This is a genomic window from Sphingomonas sp. SP1 (assembly GCF_058313395.1).
In genome coordinates this window covers 426,602-444,769 of the sequence record NZ_JBZFLC010000001.1, presented here as the reverse complement: position 1 = coordinate 444,769, position 18,168 = coordinate 426,602, and the positions used below count along the sequence as shown (strand labels likewise).

At 64.5% G+C, this 18,168-nt stretch carries 26 protein-coding genes and 1 tRNA gene; 7 read left to right on the top strand and 20 right to left on the bottom strand.

The window, feature by feature from the left end:
• Positions 1 to 8: 8 nt before the first annotated feature.
• Positions 9 to 2,432: a fimbria/pilus outer membrane usher protein gene (locus AC4GYS_RS02340; protein ID WP_491107500.1), complete on the top strand. Its 2,424-nt coding sequence runs from the start codon at positions 9 to 11 to the stop codon at positions 2,430 to 2,432.
• Positions 2,429 to 3,289, top strand: a complete 861-nt coding sequence (locus tag AC4GYS_RS02335) for a hypothetical protein (protein WP_491107499.1) — start codon at positions 2,429 to 2,431, stop codon at positions 3,287 to 3,289. The genes AC4GYS_RS02340 and AC4GYS_RS02335 overlap by 4 nt, the downstream gene beginning before the upstream one ends.
• An 11-nt stretch (positions 3,290 to 3,300) precedes the next feature.
• Here AC4GYS_RS02335 and AC4GYS_RS02330 read toward each other — a convergent pair whose 3' ends face one another.
• The 3 genes from AC4GYS_RS02330 to AC4GYS_RS02320 form a co-directional block, all read right to left on the bottom strand.
• Positions 3,301 to 3,678 (bottom strand): hypothetical protein, encoded by a 378-nt coding sequence (locus tag AC4GYS_RS02330; protein ID WP_491107498.1) that lies wholly within the window; start codon positions 3,676 to 3,678, stop codon positions 3,301 to 3,303.
• Between the two features lie 196 nt (positions 3,679 to 3,874).
• Positions 3,875 to 3,950, bottom strand: a tRNA-Thr gene (locus AC4GYS_RS02325).
• Positions 3,951 to 4,152: 202 nt separating this feature from the next.
• Positions 4,153 to 4,311: a Flp family type IVb pilin gene (locus AC4GYS_RS02320; protein WP_491107497.1), complete on the bottom strand. Its 159-nt coding sequence runs from the start codon at positions 4,309 to 4,311 to the stop codon at positions 4,153 to 4,155.
• Between the two features lie 91 nt (positions 4,312 to 4,402).
• Between AC4GYS_RS02320 and AC4GYS_RS02315 the strand changes: the two genes are divergently transcribed.
• Positions 4,403 to 4,723, top strand: a complete 321-nt coding sequence (locus AC4GYS_RS02315; RefSeq protein WP_491107496.1) for an HNH endonuclease — start codon at positions 4,403 to 4,405, stop codon at positions 4,721 to 4,723.
• 479 nt (positions 4,724 to 5,202) lie between these two features.
• Here the strand turns inward: AC4GYS_RS02315 and AC4GYS_RS02310 are convergent, their stop codons facing one another.
• From AC4GYS_RS02310 to AC4GYS_RS02260, 11 genes are all read right to left on the bottom strand, one after another.
• Positions 5,203 to 6,261 carry a ribonucleotide-diphosphate reductase subunit beta gene (locus tag AC4GYS_RS02310; RefSeq protein WP_491107495.1) on the bottom strand — a complete coding sequence of 353 codons (1,059 nt, stop codon included), beginning with the start codon at positions 6,259 to 6,261 and terminating at the stop codon, positions 5,203 to 5,205.
• Entirely contained in the window at positions 6,261 to 6,398 is a 138-nt protein-coding gene (locus tag AC4GYS_RS02305) for a hypothetical protein (protein WP_491107494.1), read from the bottom strand. Before AC4GYS_RS02305 ends, AC4GYS_RS02310 begins: the two co-directional genes overlap by 1 nt.
• Positions 6,395 to 6,739, bottom strand: coding sequence for a hypothetical protein (locus AC4GYS_RS02300; RefSeq protein ID WP_491107493.1), 345 nt, complete (start codon positions 6,737 to 6,739; stop codon positions 6,395 to 6,397). The genes AC4GYS_RS02305 and AC4GYS_RS02300 overlap by 4 nt, the downstream gene beginning before the upstream one ends.
• Positions 6,736 to 6,963, bottom strand: a complete 228-nt coding sequence (locus AC4GYS_RS02295) for a hypothetical protein (RefSeq protein ID WP_491107492.1) — start codon at positions 6,961 to 6,963, stop codon at positions 6,736 to 6,738. Before AC4GYS_RS02295 ends, AC4GYS_RS02300 begins: the two co-directional genes overlap by 4 nt.
• Positions 6,960 to 7,163 (bottom strand): hypothetical protein, encoded by a 204-nt coding sequence (locus AC4GYS_RS02290; RefSeq protein ID WP_491107491.1) that lies wholly within the window; start codon positions 7,161 to 7,163, stop codon positions 6,960 to 6,962. Before AC4GYS_RS02290 ends, AC4GYS_RS02295 begins: the two co-directional genes overlap by 4 nt.
• Positions 7,160 to 7,372: a hypothetical protein gene (locus tag AC4GYS_RS02285; RefSeq protein WP_491107490.1), complete on the bottom strand. Its 213-nt coding sequence runs from the start codon at positions 7,370 to 7,372 to the stop codon at positions 7,160 to 7,162. The genes AC4GYS_RS02290 and AC4GYS_RS02285 overlap by 4 nt, the downstream gene beginning before the upstream one ends.
• Positions 7,373 to 7,376: 4 nt before the next feature.
• Complete coding sequence (locus AC4GYS_RS02280; RefSeq protein ID WP_491107489.1) at positions 7,377 to 7,796, bottom strand: SPFH domain-containing protein; 420 nt, start codon at positions 7,794 to 7,796, stop codon at positions 7,377 to 7,379.
• Positions 7,778 to 9,649 (bottom strand): ribonucleoside-diphosphate reductase subunit alpha, encoded by a 1,872-nt coding sequence (locus AC4GYS_RS02275; RefSeq protein WP_491109347.1) that lies wholly within the window; start codon positions 9,647 to 9,649, stop codon positions 7,778 to 7,780. The genes AC4GYS_RS02280 and AC4GYS_RS02275 overlap by 19 nt, the downstream gene beginning before the upstream one ends.
• 306 nt (positions 9,650 to 9,955) lie before the next feature.
• On the bottom strand, positions 9,956 to 10,267 hold the full coding sequence (locus tag AC4GYS_RS02270; protein WP_491107488.1) for a hypothetical protein: 312 nt from the start codon (positions 10,265 to 10,267) through the stop codon (positions 9,956 to 9,958).
• 65 nt (positions 10,268 to 10,332) lie between these two features.
• Positions 10,333 to 10,884, bottom strand: coding sequence for a thermonuclease family protein (locus tag AC4GYS_RS02265; protein WP_491107487.1), 552 nt, complete (start codon positions 10,882 to 10,884; stop codon positions 10,333 to 10,335).
• A gap of 50 nt (positions 10,885 to 10,934) precedes the next feature.
• The gene (locus AC4GYS_RS02260; RefSeq protein WP_491107486.1) at positions 10,935 to 11,195 is read right to left on the bottom strand and encodes a DUF2171 domain-containing protein; all 261 of its coding nucleotides are present in this window, start codon (positions 11,193 to 11,195) and stop codon (positions 10,935 to 10,937) included.
• A gap of 109 nt (positions 11,196 to 11,304) precedes the next feature.
• On the opposite strand from AC4GYS_RS02260, the gene AC4GYS_RS02255 reads away from it, so the two are divergent.
• The 4 genes from AC4GYS_RS02255 (at position 11,305) to AC4GYS_RS02240 (ending at position 14,344) form a co-directional block, all read left to right on the top strand.
• Positions 11,305 to 12,072 (top strand): hypothetical protein, encoded by a 768-nt coding sequence (locus AC4GYS_RS02255; RefSeq protein WP_491107485.1) that lies wholly within the window; start codon positions 11,305 to 11,307, stop codon positions 12,070 to 12,072.
• A 219-nt stretch (positions 12,073 to 12,291) separates the two neighbouring features.
• Positions 12,292 to 12,465 (top strand): YdcH family protein, encoded by a 174-nt coding sequence (locus AC4GYS_RS02250; protein ID WP_491107484.1) that lies wholly within the window; start codon positions 12,292 to 12,294, stop codon positions 12,463 to 12,465.
• Between the two features lie 71 nt (positions 12,466 to 12,536).
• The gene (locus AC4GYS_RS02245) at positions 12,537 to 13,586 is read left to right on the top strand and encodes a TerC family protein (protein ID WP_491107483.1); all 1,050 of its coding nucleotides are present in this window, start codon (positions 12,537 to 12,539) and stop codon (positions 13,584 to 13,586) included.
• A gap of 26 nt (positions 13,587 to 13,612) precedes the next feature.
• Positions 13,613 to 14,344 (top strand): carbonic anhydrase, encoded by a 732-nt coding sequence (locus AC4GYS_RS02240; RefSeq protein ID WP_491107482.1) that lies wholly within the window; start codon positions 13,613 to 13,615, stop codon positions 14,342 to 14,344.
• Between the two features lie 41 nt (positions 14,345 to 14,385).
• Here AC4GYS_RS02240 and AC4GYS_RS02235 read toward each other — a convergent pair whose 3' ends face one another.
• The 6 genes from AC4GYS_RS02235 to AC4GYS_RS02210 all read right to left on the bottom strand — a co-directional run bounded on the left by AC4GYS_RS02235 (position 14,386) and on the right by AC4GYS_RS02210 (position 18,152).
• Positions 14,386 to 14,784: a VOC family protein gene (locus tag AC4GYS_RS02235; RefSeq protein WP_491107481.1), complete on the bottom strand. Its 399-nt coding sequence runs from the start codon at positions 14,782 to 14,784 to the stop codon at positions 14,386 to 14,388.
• Entirely contained in the window at positions 14,781 to 15,281 is a 501-nt protein-coding gene (locus tag AC4GYS_RS02230) for a DUF3617 domain-containing protein (RefSeq protein WP_491107480.1), read from the bottom strand. Before AC4GYS_RS02230 ends, AC4GYS_RS02235 begins: the two co-directional genes overlap by 4 nt.
• Before the next feature lie 30 nt (positions 15,282 to 15,311).
• Entirely contained in the window at positions 15,312 to 15,875 is a 564-nt protein-coding gene (locus tag AC4GYS_RS02225; protein ID WP_491107479.1) for a DUF3617 domain-containing protein, read from the bottom strand.
• 68 nt (positions 15,876 to 15,943) lie between these two features.
• Positions 15,944 to 16,702 carry a peptidoglycan editing factor PgeF gene (gene pgeF, locus AC4GYS_RS02220; protein ID WP_491107478.1) on the bottom strand — a complete coding sequence of 253 codons (759 nt, stop codon included), beginning with the start codon at positions 16,700 to 16,702 and terminating at the stop codon, positions 15,944 to 15,946.
• On the bottom strand, positions 16,699 to 17,202 hold the full coding sequence (locus AC4GYS_RS02215) for a GNAT family N-acetyltransferase (RefSeq protein ID WP_491107477.1): 504 nt from the start codon (positions 17,200 to 17,202) through the stop codon (positions 16,699 to 16,701). Before AC4GYS_RS02215 ends, pgeF begins: the two co-directional genes overlap by 4 nt.
• Entirely contained in the window at positions 17,199 to 18,152 is a 954-nt protein-coding gene (locus AC4GYS_RS02210; RefSeq protein WP_491107476.1) for a class I SAM-dependent methyltransferase, read from the bottom strand. The genes AC4GYS_RS02215 and AC4GYS_RS02210 overlap by 4 nt, the downstream gene beginning before the upstream one ends.
• Between the last annotated feature and the right edge of the window lie 16 nt (positions 18,153 to 18,168).

Below are 18,168 nucleotides of genomic sequence, written 5' to 3'. Positions count from 1 at the left end.
GATCGAACATGACTCGCCGGCGTCTTCTCGCGGCCTGCCCGCTGCTGCTTTGCACGTCCGCGCTGGCGTCCGCCGCCGACGCCTCGACCATAGCTGCGAGCGGTCTTGCCGCGACTGACGTGACGCGTATCGACCTGCCCGCGGTGATCGACTCTCGACCGGGTGCCACGATCGATGCGCAAATCAGTGGCGAGACGCTGATCGCCATCGACTCGGCCGACCTGGCGCAGGCACTGACCGGCCTCGCGCGGCCCGAAATCATTGAAGCGCTGCGCTCACGGGGTGGCGCCGATGTTCCCGTTGCCGAACTTGCCAACCTGGGCGTTGCGGCGCGGTTCGATCTTTCCAGGCTCGCAATCGCCATCGACCTGTCGGTCTCGAGCCGCGCCGCAGTGCAGGTCGATCTCTCCTCCGGGTCGAGGGAGATGAGTGGGGACCCGGCACCAGCGGCCGGCTTCTCGGCCGGTTTTACTGCCGCTGTCACCCATTTGCGCGATATCGGCACCTCTGACCGCTCGGCGACCGCGATCGAGGGCGCGGGGTTCGCAAACCTGGGCGGTAAGGGCGGCTATTATCTGCTCTACAGCGGCGCGCTTCGGCTGTCCGGGGAAGATCGGCAGTTCGAGCGCGGTCGGGTGATCGCATTCAAGGACGACCTGAAGCGGGTGCTCCGCTATTCGGCGGGTGACCTGCTCCCCGCGGTGCCGCGCCTGATTGGGGATGTGCAACTGGCCGGCTTCGGGATCGATCGCCGCTACGAAGATCTCCAGCCGCTTCGGAACGTGCGTCCGACCGGCAGCCGCTCTTTTGTCGTCGAGCGTCCGTCGCGGATCGAGATTTACTCCAATGGCGCCCTTGTCCGGACGCTGGACGTGCAACCCGGACCGGTCGATCTGCGCGACATTCCCGCCCTGTCCCTGTCGTCGAACATCAGCATCATCATCGAGGACAGCTTTGGACGCCGGGAACTCGACAGCTTCTCGCTCGGCAACGACCTGGAACTGCTAGCAGCAGGGCTGAGCGAGTTTTCGGTCGCGGCCGGGGTTCTGCGCAATGCGGAATTCGGCAACCTCCGCTATTCGCGCAAGCCGGCGCTGGTCGGCAGCTACGCACGAGGAATCACCAATCGGCTGACTGCGGGTGGCCACCTGGCCTTTACCTCGGCCTACCAGAATGCTGGGCTCGACCTTGCGCTTTCGGCGTTCGGTGGTCTCGTCGTCGCCAGCGGCTCGGTTGCTCGAAGCGATGCGGGGACGGGCGGCGCAATCACGCTGGACTATCGTGGCGATCCCTTTGGCCAGTCGGAACGCAACGGTCAGTTCAACCTCCGCGCGGACCTGCGCACGTCCGGTTTTCGGACGCTCTCCACCTTCGGCATCGCCGACCGGACCAAGATCGAGCTGGCGGCCGACTATCGCTTCGACCTGAGCGAAAAGCTTTCGGCCAGCATGGGCGGAAGCCTGTTCCAGCGCTATGGTGAAGGCGGAGCAAGCTGGTCGGCCTTTGCCGGCCTGCAGGCCAACTTCGATCGCTTTTTCGTAACCGCCACCGGCCGCTTCGCCCGCCGCTCGGACGGAAAAAGCGACAGCGGCGTCCTGCTCACCCTGTCTTTGCCGATCGGGCGCAATCACCTGCTCACCGCTGCTGCCGATCCCGCGCAAGGGGTCGGCCGGGCCGAGATCAGGCGCAGGCGCGATCTGGACATTCCCGAGTTCGACTATTCCGCGGCCATTGCCCGCGATCGCCTCGGCACCGACCTGTCCGCCCGGTCCCGTTTTGCCGGGTCACGCTTCGAAGTCGAAGGATCGGCCGCCCGCCTATTCTCGCGCGAAGACGGCAGCCAGACGCGCCTCACCTTGCGCGCGCAAAGTGGCATCGCCTTTGCCGACGGCCGGTTCGGTATCGGCCGCGATCCCGGGCGGGGCTTCGCGCTCGTGTCGCGTCACCAATCGCTCGCTGGAACTCCGATCGATCTGTTCAGCAGCGGCACCGGACGGCGCGTTGCGCAAATCAATGGTTTCGGACCCGGCATCGTGTCGCAGGTCGCACCTTATCGTCCCGACACCATCACCTTCAACATGCTAGACCCGCCAATTGGCTACGACGTCGGCGCGGGGAAATATGCGACCGACACGGGCGCCTACACCGGCCATGCGATCGAGATCGGAACCGACGAGTACCGCAGCGCCCTTGCCAACCTAACCCTCCCGGACGGACGGCCGCTATCGCTCCGATACGGGCGACTTCAAGGAGGCAAGGGGCCGGCAACCGCCATCTTCACCAACGGGGAAGGCCGCGCCGTCCTGAGTAACCTTGGCCCAGGGCAGTACGAGATCCTTTTCGAGGAACGTTACCGGCACCGCTTCACGGTTCCGGAGGACGCGCCGGCTGTGATCGACCTGGGCACCATCAGACTGGAGGAAGCCCCGTGATTCAGAAACTCCTGCCGTTTGCCGCTGTTGCCGTGTTGGGCATCGCATCCGATCCCGCACGGGCCGGCGAGTGCACCTACGGCATCCACGTGGTCCAGACCGGCAGCACTGCTTACGATCCTGCCAACATCGCGGGCGGGATCGTGCGACTTGCCCTTTCCTCCACGACCACTGGCCTTGCCAAGAATTGTCAGAACACGCCCGTTCGCATCCTGTCGGCAGACGGAGCGGACTTCCGCTTCCGCTACGCGGACGCGCAGCTGCAACACACGCTGATCAACAGCAGTCAGGTCGAAGGACCGCGGCCGTCGCGGATCGACCTCAATGGCAATGCTCGCAAGGACATCACGGAGGGCCGCACGGTCAGCGTCGATCTGTTCGCCGCTCCCGCCGGGCAGTTCGTGCGGGCAGGCTCTTACGACGCCAATTTGGTCGTCCAGGTCGGCGATGCGGCGCCCGTCCCGATCGTTGCCCGGCTGATTGTGGAACCATCATTCCGGTTCGCGGCCGAAAATGGCGCAACGACGAAGACCTTGTCCTTTGGCGAGGTTTCACAGGGCGCGGAGCGAAGCAGCAGCATCTATTATCTCACCAACTCCGCAATTCAGATCCGCGCGACGTCCCTGAATCGGGGCGTGCTTGTCCATGAAGACGGGGATGGGCTGGGTGCGATTCCCTATGTGGCGCGATACAACGGCTCGCCGATCAACCTTACCGCGGGGCCGACCAACGTCGCCCGCGGCTATCAAGGGATGTCGACCCAGGTCGACAATCTGAAAGTTACGATCGAGCCACAAACCGGAAAGTTCGCCGGCAAATATCGCGACACGATCGTTCTGGAATTCATTCCCTATTGAGGGACCGCCGGTCAGAAAACTTCCAGGCTGATCCGGTTGAGCAAGGCCGGATCGACATCCCGCCCGAACTTCACGACAGCGGTCTGAAAACCCGGCCGACGCGACTGCACGATGATCGACGCGCCCTTCACCAGAGCGTCCTTCGCGTTCCCCTGAACCGCCTCGATCCGTGCGTTCTCCGGCAAGTCGACGAAGGTCAGCCGGTATGCGTCGGCATTGCATCGGGAGTGCACCACGACGGTCGGCTGACGACCTGCGGACACGGTAACCCGGTCGATGCCGCAAAGCTCCCGAACCTGTGCCGCAAGCGCGAACCCGACATCGGCCCGGCCAGGACTCGCCAGGCCGAGTGCACCAATGAAAGCAACGAACACGATACGCTTCGACATGTAGCCCTCCTGTTGGAGGCGGTACGTCATTACGTCTTAAGCAATTGCGAATAGCATTCGCCGCGCGTGTTTAGTGAACGCTCCAGTGGCGCCTGGCGAAGGCGAAAGGCCGAACGAAACGTCGATTGTCGCAGCGGGTTCTCATGCATCGTCCGTCGGGCGCGGAGACTTGGCTGGCCGATGCAGGCTCAGGGAATGGTGCCGCTTACAGGACTCGAACCTGTGACCCCCTCATTACGAATGAGGTGCTCTACCAACTGAGCTAAAGCGGCGCGGCCACGTGGGCGAGCCGGGCCACTAACAGCGCCGGAGGGCGGGAACAAGGGGGTGCGGGCAGGCGAGCAGGCTGCGCAAAGGTCAGCGAACGCGCAGGCACTTGGAGCGGAGCGCGTCGAGAGCACGAAACGGCGGCCGGCCTGCCCGCTATTGGCGCGACAGGACCGGCGTAGGGGATTGGCTTCCTGGCGGCCTTCGTCAGCGACCAGCCAGAGCGCGGGCAATCGTGTTGAAAATGTTAGCCAGGTTGAGGCCCAGCATTTGGAAAGCCATCAAGCATGCCAATGCGATCAGCGAAGCGATCAACCCGTACTCTATCGCAGTCGCACCAGTTTCATCGTCGATCAGTCGGAGCAAGTGCCGTCCTCCCCCTGCGGAGATCCGGCAAGCGATGTCTAAGTGAAAGACGTTGGTGCTTCGTTAAGACCGGCCTTGCATGTTCGCCGGAATGGCCAAGAAGAAGTGGATCAAGCGGTTTATGCCCGGTTGGTGGCACGCGAAACAGAAGCGCCGAGAGCTTTTGCCCAAGCTGCGGGAGGCCCAGCGCAATCTTTGTTGGCGGTGCGGGCACTCAATGCGGTTCGGTCCACCGCACAACATGAGCAAGGCGGCGACATTCGAGCATGTCCTGCCATTAAGCTCTGGCGGGACGTGGGCGGTCGAGAACCTGCGGCTTTGCCATATCGGATGCAACAGGCACTTGGCGGCGCAGCCACCTGAGCAGAAGGAGCGCATGCGGACGCGCCATGCTCGGGAGGTGCTGCCGTGAGCGAAGAGTCGCGTTCACCGATGGGCAATGGAGAAAGCAGGCGACGGCTTAAAAGTCTGGACGAATGTCGACCCGGAGAGTTGTTCGAGCGGCGACAGGAAGCTGGCCTCCGCGCGGTAGGGAGTACCCGTTGGGCGGGACCGCAGCTGCTCGACTGCGCTCTGCGTCAAAGGAAAGAGAGACCGGAGAACCCCAGCGAGCCGCTCACTGCGACCACCGTCCTTTTCGTGCTCGTAACCGCCGTCTGCGCTGGGGTAGCTGCGGCATTGGTCTAGTGGCGCGCGTTCGTGGTGTCTGGCAAGCGCAGGCGCGGTGGATGGACGACAGCCTGCATTATTCGTCGCTGTTTTTCCTCCCGATGCAGTAGCACTCACAAAGGATCGCTCATCAGCGGTGGTCTTGCGAGGTCACGTGACGAACGGAGCAGTCAGTGACCTCTGACATATTGAACTTTGCGCGAATGGGCGGAGAACAAGTCCCTACTCCGCCGCCACCCCGGCCGCCTCGAACAGACCACCCTCGCCATCGCCCTCGTTGGCGGCCTCGACCCCACCGGCCTTGGCCTTCATGCGGCGGTCGAAGTTGTCCCAGACGCTGTTCCAGTCGCCCTTGGTCGCGGCCTTGGAATATTCCGTGGCGCGGGTTTCGAAGAAGTTGGCGTGCTCGACGCCGTTCAGCAGCGGGGCGAGCCAGGGGAGCGGGTGCTCGTCGACCATGTAGATCGGCTGGAAGCCAAGCTGGCCCAGGCGCCAGTCGGCGATATAGCGGATGTACTTCTTGATCGCCTTGGGGGTCATGCCCTCGACCGGGCCCATTTCGAACGCCAGGTCGATGAAGGCGTCCTCCAGCCGGACCGTCTTCTGGCAGGCCTCGATGATGTCGTCCTTGACCCGCGCGGTCAGACAATCGCGTTCCTTCACGAAGGTGTGAAACATCTTGATGATGCCTTCGCAGTGCAGGCTCTCGTCGCGGACCGACCAGCTGACGATCTGGCCCATGCCCTTCATCTTGTTGAAGCGCGGGAAGTTCATCAGCATGGCGAAGCTGGCGAACAGCTGCAGCCCTTCGGTGAAGCCGCCGAACATGGCCAGCGTCTTGGCAATGTCCTCGTCCGTGTCGACGCCGAAGGTCGACAGATAATCGTGCTTGTCCTTCATCTCCTTGTACTGGAGGAAGGCGCTGTATTCGCTTTCGGGCATGCCGATAGTGTCGAGCAGGTGGCTGTAGGCCGCGATGTGCACCGTTTCCATGTTGGAGAATGCGGTCAGCATCATCTTGATCTCGGTCGGCTTGAACACGCGGCCGTACTTGTCGTGGTAGCAGTCCTGCACCTCGACGTCGGCCTGGGTGAAGAAGCGGAAGATCTGGGTGAGCAGGTTGCGTTCGTGGGGGCTAAGCTTCTGCGCCCAGTCGCGGCAATCCTCGCCCAGCGGCACTTCCTCCGGCATCCAGTGGATCTGCTGCTGCCGCTTCCAGAATTCGAACGCCCAGGGGTATTCGAACGGCTTGTACTGCTTGCGGGCTTCGAGGAGGGACATCAGCGGTCTCCGGTCTTGTCGTCGGTTGAGCGGGTTTCGATGGTGGTAACGCGAGGGCCGCGATTGCGGGTGGCGGCGAAGACGGCGACCAGCGCGCAGAAAATGGCGATCAGGGCCGCGATCAGGGCGATATTCATGCGAGCAGTCCCTTCAGATGGGGATAAAGGACGACGAGGATGGCGGCGGCGAGGATCGCGCCGCTCACCCGCGACCACCACCGATGGCGGCGGCGTTGCTCGGGATCCGCGGGCGTACCGAAGAAAAAGGGAGCGGTAGAGATCAGCAACAGGATGCCGACGAACTGAGCGTCGTCACGGAACGCGTCGCCCAGACCATAGTCGGCGCCAATACTGGTCGAGGCTGTGATCAGCCCCACGGCCAGAGTGAGCAGGACGAGACCGCCGGCGACGCGCATGCGGCTGGGAGGAACCGTAGGTTCTCTGGTCAGCGGATCATAGCTCGACTGCCGATAGCTCACGATGCTGTTCCCTCGTTGAAGTCATAGGGCTCGGTCGTCGCGTAGGCGATTGCGAAACCGGCCAGGACCAGGCCGAAGGCAAGGGCCATCATGCCTGCAATGAGCAGCGCGGTATGCTTGCGCTGGTCGCCGTGGCGATTGCGCAGCGCCGCGGTCAACATCAGCGCGCCGATCAGCGTCGCCAACGCGCCGACGATCAGGAACAGGATGTTGGCGGCGCTCACCCCAACAGCCTTTGCACGAGCCCGGCGGCAACGGCGGCGAACACCGCGCCGGCGAAGAGGAACAGGACGCCCGCCGTGCGGCGGTTGCGGCGGCGCAGCGGATCGGTTGCGCCGACGGGGAGCAGCAGCAGCAGGATGCCGGCGCCGCCGAGCAACACCGCCGCGACCCAATAGAGATTAAAGGCCGAACCGCCGCTCATCGGCCGAGTTCCGCCGCGGTCGGGCGATATTCGAGCCCGCCCAGGGCGACGACCAGGAAAATGATGCCGACTGCCAGCAGCAGCACGCCCGACTGGCTGCCATAGCTGTTGTTCTCCGTGCCGGAGCGGCGGCGATATTGCCAGATGCCAGCGACGATCAGCAGCACGGCGCCAATGAGCTTGAGGATATCGGCGAGGTCGAGGTTCATTGCCTTACCTCTCCGGCGCAGGAGCGAGCCGGCCGGCTTCCGTCACCGGCAGGCCAGTTTCGGTCGGAACGTAGATCAGCGACGCACGGCTGCTCTCGAGTGCCTGGATCTGCAGGTAGCGAAGGTAACCTTCAGGCCCGCCGAGACTATTCTGCAGGACGAGGTTGGCCCGTGCCGCACCCTGCGCTCGGATCACCTCAGCGTCCGCTAAAGCGATCGCGCTTTCTTTCTTGGCGCGGGCTTCAAGAACCGCAACCTGCCGCGAGGACTGCGCCTCGGCCAAGGCGACCTGTCCGGCGAGCCGCTGCGAGTACACGCGATACTGGGGCCACCCAAGCAACAGAATTGCCAGTAACAGCGCGCCACCGACGATTGCTGCCAAAGAGCATCCCGTTTTCTGGTCCATCACTGACACGCCAGACATTCGTCGTAATCCGTCGTCGCCAGCTCAAACTTGGGGGCTTCGGCGGTATTGTCCGCTTCCACTCCGCCCGCAAAGCCGGCGCGCTGCACGGACTTGGAGCGGAGATAATAGAGCGACTTGATGCCCAGCTCCCATGCCCGGAAATGGAGCATCATCAGGTCCCACTTGTCGACGTCGGCCGGGATGAACAGGTTCAGCGACTGAGCCTGGTCGATGTAGGGCGTGCGATCGGCGGCGAGCTCCAGCAGCCAACGCTGGTCGATCTCGAAGCTGGTCTTGAACGTGTCCTTCTCGTCGGGCGTCAGGAAGTCGAGATGCTGGACGGACCCGCCCTGCTCGAGGATCGAGTTCCACACGGCTTCCGAATTCTTCGATTTCTCGACCAGCAGTCGCTCCAAATGCGGGTTGCGGACCGAGAAGCTGCCGGACAGCGTCTTGTGGGTGTAAACGTTGCCGGGGATCGGCTCGATGCAGGCCGAGGTGCCGCCGCAGATGATCGAGATGGATGCGGTCGGCGCGATCGCCATCTTGCAGCTGAAGCGCTCCATCACGCCCATGTCGGCCGCGTCCGGACAGGGCCCACGCTCGTTGGCGAGCATCATGCTGGCTTCGTCGACCTGCGCCTTGATGTGCTTGAAGATCCTGAGGTTCCAGCTCTTGGCCATGGCCCCTTCGAAGGGGAGACCGCGGGCCTGGAGGAAGCTGTGGAAGCCCATTACCCCGAGGCCCACCGAGCGCTCCCGCTCGGCACTGTACTTGGCGCGCGCCATCTCGTCCGGCGCGCGGGCGATATAGTCGCTGAGCACATTGTCGAGGAAGCGCATCACGTCCTCGACGAAGCGCTTGTCGCCGTTCCACTCGTCCCAGGTTTCCAGGTTCATGGACGACAAGCAGCAGACGGCGGTGCGATCGGCGCCCAGATGGTCCTTGCCGGTCGGCAGGGTGATCTCGGAGCAAAGGTTGGAGGTCGAGACCTTTAGGCCCAGGTCGCGGTGATGCTTGGGCATCGACCGGTTCACCTGGTCGATGAAGATGATGTAGGGTTCGCCGGTCGCCAGGCGGGTTTCGACCAGCTTCTGGAACAGCGAGCGGGCGTCGACCTTGCCGCGTTCCGACCCGTCCTTGGGGCTGCGGAGCGTGAATTCGGAACCGTCGCGGACGGCCTCCATGAACTCGTCGGTAATCAGCACGCCGTGGTGGAGGTTCAGCGCCTTGCGATTGAAGTCGCCACTGGGCTTACGGATCTCGAGGAACTCCTCGATCTCCGGGTGCGAAACGTCGAGGTAGCAGGCGGCGGAGCCGCGGCGCAGCGACCCTTGGCTGATCGCGAGGGTCAGTGAGTCCATCACGCGGACGAAGGGAATGATCCCGCTGGTCTTGCCATTGAGGCCGACCGGCTCTCCGATGCCGCGGACACTTCCCCAATAGGTGCCGATGCCGCCGCCCTTGGAGGCCAGCCAGACATTCTCGTTCCAAGTGTTGACGATGCCGTCGAGGCTGTCGGACACGCTGTTGAGGTAGCAGCTGATCGGCAGGCCGCGGCCGGTGCCGCCGTTGGACAGCACGGGCGTCGCCGGCATGAACCACAGCTTGGAGATATAATCGTAGATGCGCTGCGCATGCTCCGCGTCGTCGGCGTAGGCCGCGGCGACGCGGGCGAACAGGTCCTGGTAGGATTCGCCGGGTAGCAGATAGCGGTCGCGCAGCGTTTCCTTGCCGAAATCGGTAAGAAGCGAGTCGCGCGACGAATCGGTCGTCACCGGAAAACGACGCGAGTCGATGGTCTTGCTGGTGGAGGCCGAAGCCGGTGCCACATCGTCCGATCCGACGGTGCTGGAGCTGGAAAAGTCCATCTGCGCTTCCTCCTGCGGCACGATGAGCGGCCGCGATGTTCCCGTTCTGTTCACAAGGGCCTTATGCGGCATCCTTGCCTGATTCGCCAGCCACGAGAGAGGCCTTCAAGCGCTTGTCCCCGCTATCCACAGGGACGCGTCGGCTCTAGGCCGGGGATATGGTTATCCCCAGCGCCAACCACAAGCTTGCGTGTTGGTGCCCCCTCGTTGCTACAAGATGTTGTGCTTGGAACCGCCGACGGACGCAAGCTGCAAAATGATGGTTAACGATTATTTTGCGATGGATTGTTTGCCGGCAACTCCCCGTCAGCCCGATTTGCCGAGCCATCCCGGAGGCGCCGTGCCGTCACGCGGTTCAGCCTTCGGCGCGTCATATTGATGGCGGCCCGGCACGGCGGCGATGATGATGGTCACTGCCATCACGGCAAGCATGGCCATCAACAGCAGGAAAGGCAGAGGACCAAGCGTGAAGCGGGCCCGTTCAGGCTCGGTCCGAGGCTCGAGTCGCTTGCGATTGCGAGATGCGGAGCGACGCCAAAGCCGGGCAAGATCGAGATAATCTTCCGCGCGAGTCCACCGCTCTACCGAGCGCGGCGCGATGTCGTCCTTGTCGCTCATGAGATGCCCAAGGTGGGACACACAAGACTTTAATACAATGAGGGCCTTGGACGGTGCGACGGCCCCTAGCACCAACTCGTCTTGAAGCCGGCATAGCGGCGGGCGAGTCCGCTTGCCCGCATGTCGGCGGCGATCGATTGGGTCGTGCCGTCGGGACGCTCGCGAGAGAGTGCGCGAAGATCCCGGCTGTATTTGTCCTGCATGTCCCCGATCCGGCCCGTCATGACGAATGGGCCCTCGTTGAGGAGCTCCTGCAAACGGACGGTCGATCGTTCGGCCAGCCGGCGCTCCGCCGGGCACTGGCCATTCACCTCGGGCGCATCGATACCGATGATGCGGATGCGGCGCTGGCCGATCTTGAAGGTGTCGCCGTCGACCACGCAGGCCCGGCCACGGCCTCGCCCGCACCGCGTGAAGGTGGCCGACACACGCTCGGGATCGCTGGCAAGTGGGCCAAGCGGCTCAACCAAAGCGGGATCCAGCGCCGGCCATAGCGCCAAAAGCGCCGCAAGCAGTGCAAAGGGACGCGCGCCCGAAAGGAGGCCGAACAGACCGCTGCGTCGGCGAACGGGCGCGCGGCGTCGAAACCGGCGTTGCGGATAAGCCCTCCTCCCCATCGGCCCGGCTTAGAGCGGAGCCGTTGGAGAGGCCAGCCGTGTCGAGCGGATCAGCCGAGCGGCTGGCCGCTTTCTTCTTCCTCGAACATCGTCGCCACGACATCCGCGTTGGCGCTGAGGCGGACCTGATCGCCGTCGACCGCCGCCACCAGGCCGCCGGGAAGGAAATGATGGTGATCGGTATGCGCCATCCCGCTGTCCTTCTTGGTCAGCTTGATGCGTTCGCCCTCGACCTTGTCGACGGTACCAAGGTGAACGCCGTCGGCGCCGATGACTTCCATATGCTCGCGGATGTTGCTGAGGTCGGCCATTCGGTGATGCTCCTTCTGGTTCATGGGCGTAACGCACGAACGGGCGAGTTGACCCATACCTGCGCGAGGCCGCAGAAATGGTTCGGGCGACGTTGGGGGGGGGGGCACGATGTCAGAACCGGGCCAAGCGCAGAAGCAGAGCACGAGCGGGGCGAGCCTGGTCCAACGTCTGGCCCGCAACGTCCGGGCAACCGACTGGTGGGCAGTTGCAGTCGAACTGGCCGTGGTCATCTTGGGAATCCTGATCGCTTTCGAGCTGACCGAATGGGACCAGCGCCGCCAGGACCGTGCGGAGGAATTGCTGGCCTTGCAGCATATCGAGGAGGAAGCCGCCGGCGATCTGGCGGCGCTGGAGAGAATCCGCGGCCAGCATCGGGAAAGCGTCGGCAACTTCGTGCGGCTGATCGCAGCGGCTGGAGAGGACGGCGCGGAATATAACCGTCCAGGCGTCGACAATTGCAACCTGCTGCGCGTGCCGGCGGTGCGGCGGCGATCGGCCGGTTCGGGCGGACTGGCAGGTGCCGACCGGCTGGCGTTGATCAGCGATCATCGATTGCGTGACCTGTTGCGGGGAGCGGAGGCGGAACGATTGTTCGCGGAAAGCCAGATCAACTATTTCCGCGACGCGTTCGGTCGCTACGCCGGCCAGCTCGATCCTTATACGCGATATGCGCTGAGGCTCGATGGGAACAGTTGCTGGATGGACATCGACGGAATCCGTTCGTCGCCTCGACTGATCGCCCTGCTGCCGATGATCGGCCGGGATCAGCAGAAACTGGCGGAGTATCGCGGGCGGGAAGCAGACGCGACTCGTGCCGTGCTGGAGCGGGTGCGCTGCCTTCAGGCCAACAGCTGTCCGGCCGACCGACCCAGCTGAAAGCCCGTATCCGACGGGGCTTGATCCTTGGTCGGGCGCGACTTATCTGCATCGCGCGGACCGGGCCCCTCTGGCGCGCTATAGCCTTGGCGAAAGCGCGTGATGTCGGACCGCATCGGATGACCCGATGGACCTGGCCCGGCGCGAACCCTCCGCCACACGACGGCAAACCGTCTGGTCTCCGATCGAGCAACATGTTCGAGCAAGAGGAGACGACCAGTGAACCCGCGATTGTACCGCCTGATGGAAACGCACAGCCGAATAGACGGCGCGTTGCGTGACGAGCAGCGGCGGCCCGCGCCCGACCCCTTCCGGCTGGGCCAGCTCAAGAAGCTGAAGCTCAGGGTGAAGGACCTGATGCATCGTTTCGCGCTGAAGCAGGCGATGGCCTGACGTCGTCGCAGAAGGTCGGGTCCGACGCGGACGGCCTGTCCGCCGCTGCAACAGGGAAGTGAGCTTACCAAATGGAATTTCTATTCAACGATTGGCTTGGCACGCCCGTCTGGTTCTGGCTGTCGTTCATCGGCATCGTCATTGCCTTGACCGCCTTCGACCTTGGTGTCCTTCACAAGGAAGACCGGGAGATGGGCATCGGCGAGAGCCTGAGGCTGTCGGCGTTCTACATCGGCATCGCGCTGCTGTTCGGCGCATGGGTCTGGTACGCCAAGGGCGCCGACCTGGGCATGAAATATTACACCGGCTTCTTCATCGAAAAGGCGCTGTCGATCGACAACGTCTTCGTGATCAGCCTGATCTTCACCTATTTCGCGATCCCGCGAATGTATCAGTATCGCGCGCTGCTGTGGGGCATCATCGCGGTGATCGTGCTGCGCGGCATCATGATCGGCTTCGGCGCGGCGGTGGTGCAGCAATGGTATTGGGTGCTGTACATCTTTGCCGCGTTCCTGGTGTTCACGGGGATCAAGATGCTTTTCGCCGGCGACAAGCCGATGGACATCGAACACAACCCGGTGGTGCGCTGGATCAGCAGTCACATGCGGGTGACCAAGGAGCTTCACGCCCAGCACTTCTTCGTGAAGGTGCCGGACGAAAAGACCGGCAAGTTGGTGCGGGCGGCAACTCCGCTGTTCCTGGCGCTGGTCGTGATCAACCTTGCCGACCTGGTGTTCGCGGTAGACTCGGTCCCGGCGATCTTCGCGATCACGACCGACACCTTCATCGTCTACACGTCGAACATCATGGCCATCCTGGGCCTGCGTGCGCTCTATTTCGCGCTGGCCGCGATGGTGCACCGTTTCCACTACCTGAAGTACGCGCTGGCCCTGGTGCTGGTCTTTATCGGCTCCAAGATCTTCGTGTCCGACTTCCTGCTGGGCGGCGACAAGTTCCCGCCGGTGCTGAGCCTGGGCGTCACCGCCGCGCTGATCGCGGGCGGCGTGCTCTTCTCACTGTGGAAGACGAAGGGCGAGCCCGAGCCGAACTGGCCGGCGGACGAGGGACCCGAGGGCGCCAAGCGGCACATCGAGCAACTGACCGATGGCAAGGCGATCTAGTGTTTACGACAACAAGGGAGAAGAAGATGCCTGAAGCGAATCGCCGATCGTTCCTGACCATGGGTGCCGCCGGGATCGGTGCTGCGACCATTTTGCCAAATGTGGTCAGCAGCGCGGCGGCAGCGGCCCCTGCTGCGGCCGTACCCAAGACCAATCTTACGGCGCAGCAGGCACTTGCGCGGCTGATGGAGGGTAATCGCCGCTTTGTCGCCGACCAGGACAATTCGTCGGACCTCAGCACCCGTCGCCGGCTTGCGCTGGCCCGCGGCCAAGGTCCGTTCGCGGCACTGGTGGGGTGCGCTGACAGCCGGGTCGGGCCAGAGCATCTGTTCGGTGCCGGTCTGGGCGAGCTGTTTATCGTCCGAACGGCGGGCAACTATGTTGACGACGCGGGCTACGGCTCGCTGGCCTATGCGGTGGCGGCGCTGGGCGTGCCCTTGATCGTGGTTCTCGGTCACGAGCGCTGCGGCGCGGTTGATGCAGCGACCAAGCTGGTGGTGAACAACGAACAGTTGCCGCCATCGCTGACCCGGATGGTGCAGCCGATCCTGCCCGCGGTGGTCGACGCCCGAGCGACCAATCGGGGCGGCGACCTGGTCGACGCGGCGATCCACATGAACGTCCGCCATGTGGCGCGGACGCTGCGCCGGAGCGACGATGCGCTGCTCGCCGAGCCCCTGCGGTCCGGCAAGCTGCTGGTGGTGGGCGCGTATTATGACCTGGACACGGGCCGGGTGGACTTTTTCGACCGCGGGTAGGTTTCTGGGAGGGGAGCCGTTCGTTGTTCGGGCGGCTCCCCTTACTCTTGAGGCTGGATGTTGAACGCCGCCAGCTTGTGGCCGTCGGGATCGCGGAAGTAAGCGAAATAATAGCCGAACTTCGGATCGCCCCGGAAACCGGGCGCGCCTTCGTCCGCGCCGCCCAACTCCAGCGCCTTGGCATGGAAGGCGTCGACCTTGTCGCGGCTATCCATCACCAGCGCCACCATGTTGCCGTTGCCGCAGTCGGCGGGCTGTTTGTCATACGGCTTGGTAATGACCAGCGCAGGCTGGGCCATGCTGGTTCCGTACATGGTGAACCCGCCCGCCTCGTCGCCGAACTGCATCAGCCGGCGCGCGCCGATCGTGCAGAGCAGCTGATCGTAATAGGCCCGTGCCCGGTCGAGGTCGTCGGTGCCCAGCGTGACGTAGCCGATCATGCCGCCGCGTCCGACGCAGCGGTGCATTCCCCGACCCGGCGCCCCGCGATATCCGCCTTCAGCTGATAATCGCCATCGCCGTAAAGCGAGGTGTTGGTGTCAACCGTTCCGGTGATGCCGTCGGCAGTGAACTGGCCGTTGACCTGGGCCATGATGTTGCCGGACGTCCCCGGCCGGGTGCACTTGAGGGTCAGGTCCATGCGGCCGTTGCGGACATAGGGATTTTCGACGGTGCAGCTGTCGCCCTTGGCGGCGAACAGCTCGGCCGGCGGTGTGCCGTCGGCGCCCACGCAAGCGCGGCTGGCGGTCCGTTCGCCCTGCCTGGCGGCGATGATCGGTGTCTTGCCGTCGGTCGAGCGGAAGCTGGCAACCGTCGTGGTCACCTCATATTGTCCCGGCGCAAGCTTGGCAGGCGCTGCAGCGACCGGGTTCTGCGGCGCGTCGTCCGCGCAGGCCACCAACAGCAAGGCGCCGGCGGCGGTCAACATCATACGCATCACTTCATTCTCCCCTGTTGATCGGATCGGTCACGCGTCTTCTGTGCCGGTGCACTCACCCACCCGGCGGGCGGTCACCTGCATCCGCATGGTCATGTTCGACGAGGGCGCGGCATCGGCTCCCCCCTCCGCGCGCATCTGCATCTGCATGGTATAGGCGTCAGGCGTGTAGCTGCCGGTCAACTGCATCGCCTGCCGGCGTCCGTCCGCCGCGCAATTCATCGCTACGTCGACCTTGCCGGCGCCCCAGTTGAAGCGGTCGTAGCGGCAATTCTTGGCATCGCCGGCGAAGAACTCCTCACGCGGGCGCTTGGCTTCTTCCGGGGTGAGGCAAGTGTTGAACGTCTGACCGCCCGCCATGACCTGCTGCATCCGTTCGCGCACCTGTGGCGGCATGCCGGGTACCTCCATTTCAAGCAACGTCATTGTCTGCTCCCAGCGGCCCGGATTGACGAACCGTTCTTCGACCGCGCCCTGCCGGCGCAGTTCCTGCTGGACATCGGCGACCGAGGCGTTCTCCATCGCGACTTCCGGTTCGCGATTGCATGCGGACAGGGCCAGTGATCCGGCCAACAGCAAGGACGCAGCGCGCATGGCTGTTCTCCCCCTAGGACAAGCCGCAGCATGAAGCGCTCGCGCCGGCTTGGCAATCGAGGGTCGCGTCAACCGATGCCGATCAGGCTGATCTGCCGGCCGTAGCTGGGCTCGCCGAGGTGCGTCGCACGGCGATAGCTGTAGAAGTCCCTGGGTCGAGCGTATGTATCCGCGGCAAGCGCTTCCACCCGGCCGATGCCGGCGGCAGCGAGGCGGTGAAGGACATAGGCTTCCAGGTCGAAGTGCGGTTTTCCCGACGGGCCTTCGCCGAAGAATCGATCGTTGCCGCCGTCCGCCTCGTTGAACCGATCGAGGAAGGGGTGATCCACTTCGTAGCTACGCTGTGCGATGCACGGACCAACGGCAGCGACGATGCGCTCTCGCCGAGCGCCCAGCCGCTCCATTGCCGCGATGGTCGCGTCCGTAATTCCGCCCAGCGCTCCTCGCCAGCCCGCGTGCGCAGCGCCGACCACTCGGGCCTCGCGATCGGCGAGCAGGACGGGCGCACAATCCGCGGTGAGGATGCCAAGCAAAACGCCGGTCTGGCCGGTGACCACTGCGTCTGCTGGCGGACGGTCATCATCGGGCCAATCCCCCGCCTCGACCGCGTCGGCGCTGTGTATCTGGTGCGGCGAGACGATCCGCGCGTTCGGGAGCACGGCGTCGGCCGCGAGGCGGCGGTTTTCCATGATCAGCGCCAGATCGTCGCCGCTGCCCCAGCCGCAATTCAGACTGCTCATCGCCCCGGTGCTGACCCCTCCGCGTCGCCCGAGGAAACCATGGGCGACGCCCTCCAGCGTGTTGGCTCGCCACACCGGCGGGGTCACAGCGCGGCCTCCCACACCCGATCGTGATCGGCCTGGTTACCGACCATGAAGTCGTAGCGGCCCCGATCCTCGAAGCCGTATCGGCGGTAAAAGGCCTGCGCGCGCCGATTGCCCTCCCACACCGACAGGGCGAGGCGACGAGCGCCCCGGCGACGTGCTTCGTCCATCACCCAGTCCATCAGCGAGGGACCAAGCCCAGTCCCGTGCGCCTGCCGGAGCAGGTAAAGTTGCTTAAGTTCCAGCGCTCCGTCGGGCTCGACATGCGGCAGCTTGAGCGGCCCCACCTTGGCATAGCCGAGCGGCTCGCCGCCGACCTCTCCGATCTGGAAGGCGTATCCGGGATTGTCGAACTCGGCCTGCCACGCGTCGGGCGTGAACTGGCCGAGAAAGATTGCCAGATCCTGGTCGGAATAAAGGTGCGCGAAGGTATCGCAGAAGCTGGTTCGAAAGATCCGGTCGATTGCGGGCAGATCGGCAGGGGTTGCGGGACGAATGATCATAGCCCCGCCGGGCTTGGCCAATCGGGGTGGTGGATGGCAAGCACCTTGAACAGCGACCCCATCTCGTCCGGCCTGCACAGTCGGGCGCGCGCCGTTTCGATGTCGCCTGCGCGTTCGGGTGCGGCATTGGCCAGCATCCGGGCGCGGGCGATGATGCCAAGCCGCTCCAGCCAGGGGCCCTGCTCGGCGGGGCCGGCCACGCAGGCCCCCGCCTCGCGCGCGACGTCGGCGACGCGTTGGAAATCGACATGGCTGGTCAGATCCTGCTCGCCAGGCTGGACCAGCACCGGGGCGAAGCGGTGGCCCGCCACCGCCTGAAGCGTGTCGCCGGGACCGCTGCGGGTGAAGCCGTAATCGATGATGAGCGCCGCTCCGCCGATCGCCACGATCCCCTCGGCCAGCCCGCCGACCGCCTCGTCGCGCGCCGGGGAGGATTCCACGATCTCGCCGTCACGGTCGAAGGCCAATCCGCCGCCGGCAACCACCACGTGGCGTTCGGCGCCGCCGACGTGCTGGCGGATCGGAAGCGCGTCGAGAAACTCGTTGGCGACGACCAGCAGCGGCTTGTCGCCGGGAAGGTCGTCGATGCGATCGTGCCACTGGGCGTGGGGAACAGCGCGCGCCTGGGCGGCACGAAGCGTCTCGCTGGTCTCTACGAAATGGACCGGCGGCTCCAGCCCAGCCGAGCGCATGACGCGCAGTGCGTCGCCGGCCAGCGTCCCGCGTCCGGGGCCGAGTTCCACATAACGCACGCCCGGTCGGCCGGCTCTCGCCCACACATCGGCCAGCGCGGCACCGATCAGCTCACCGAACATCTGGCTGATCTCTGGCGCGGTGGTGAAGTCACCATTCGTGCCAAGCGGATCGCGGGTCGCATAATAATAGCTGTTGCAGGCCTCCATGAAGGCCTCGACGGTCACCGCGCCCGCGGCCTTGATCCGCTCGCGCAAGGCACGTTCGAGTGGG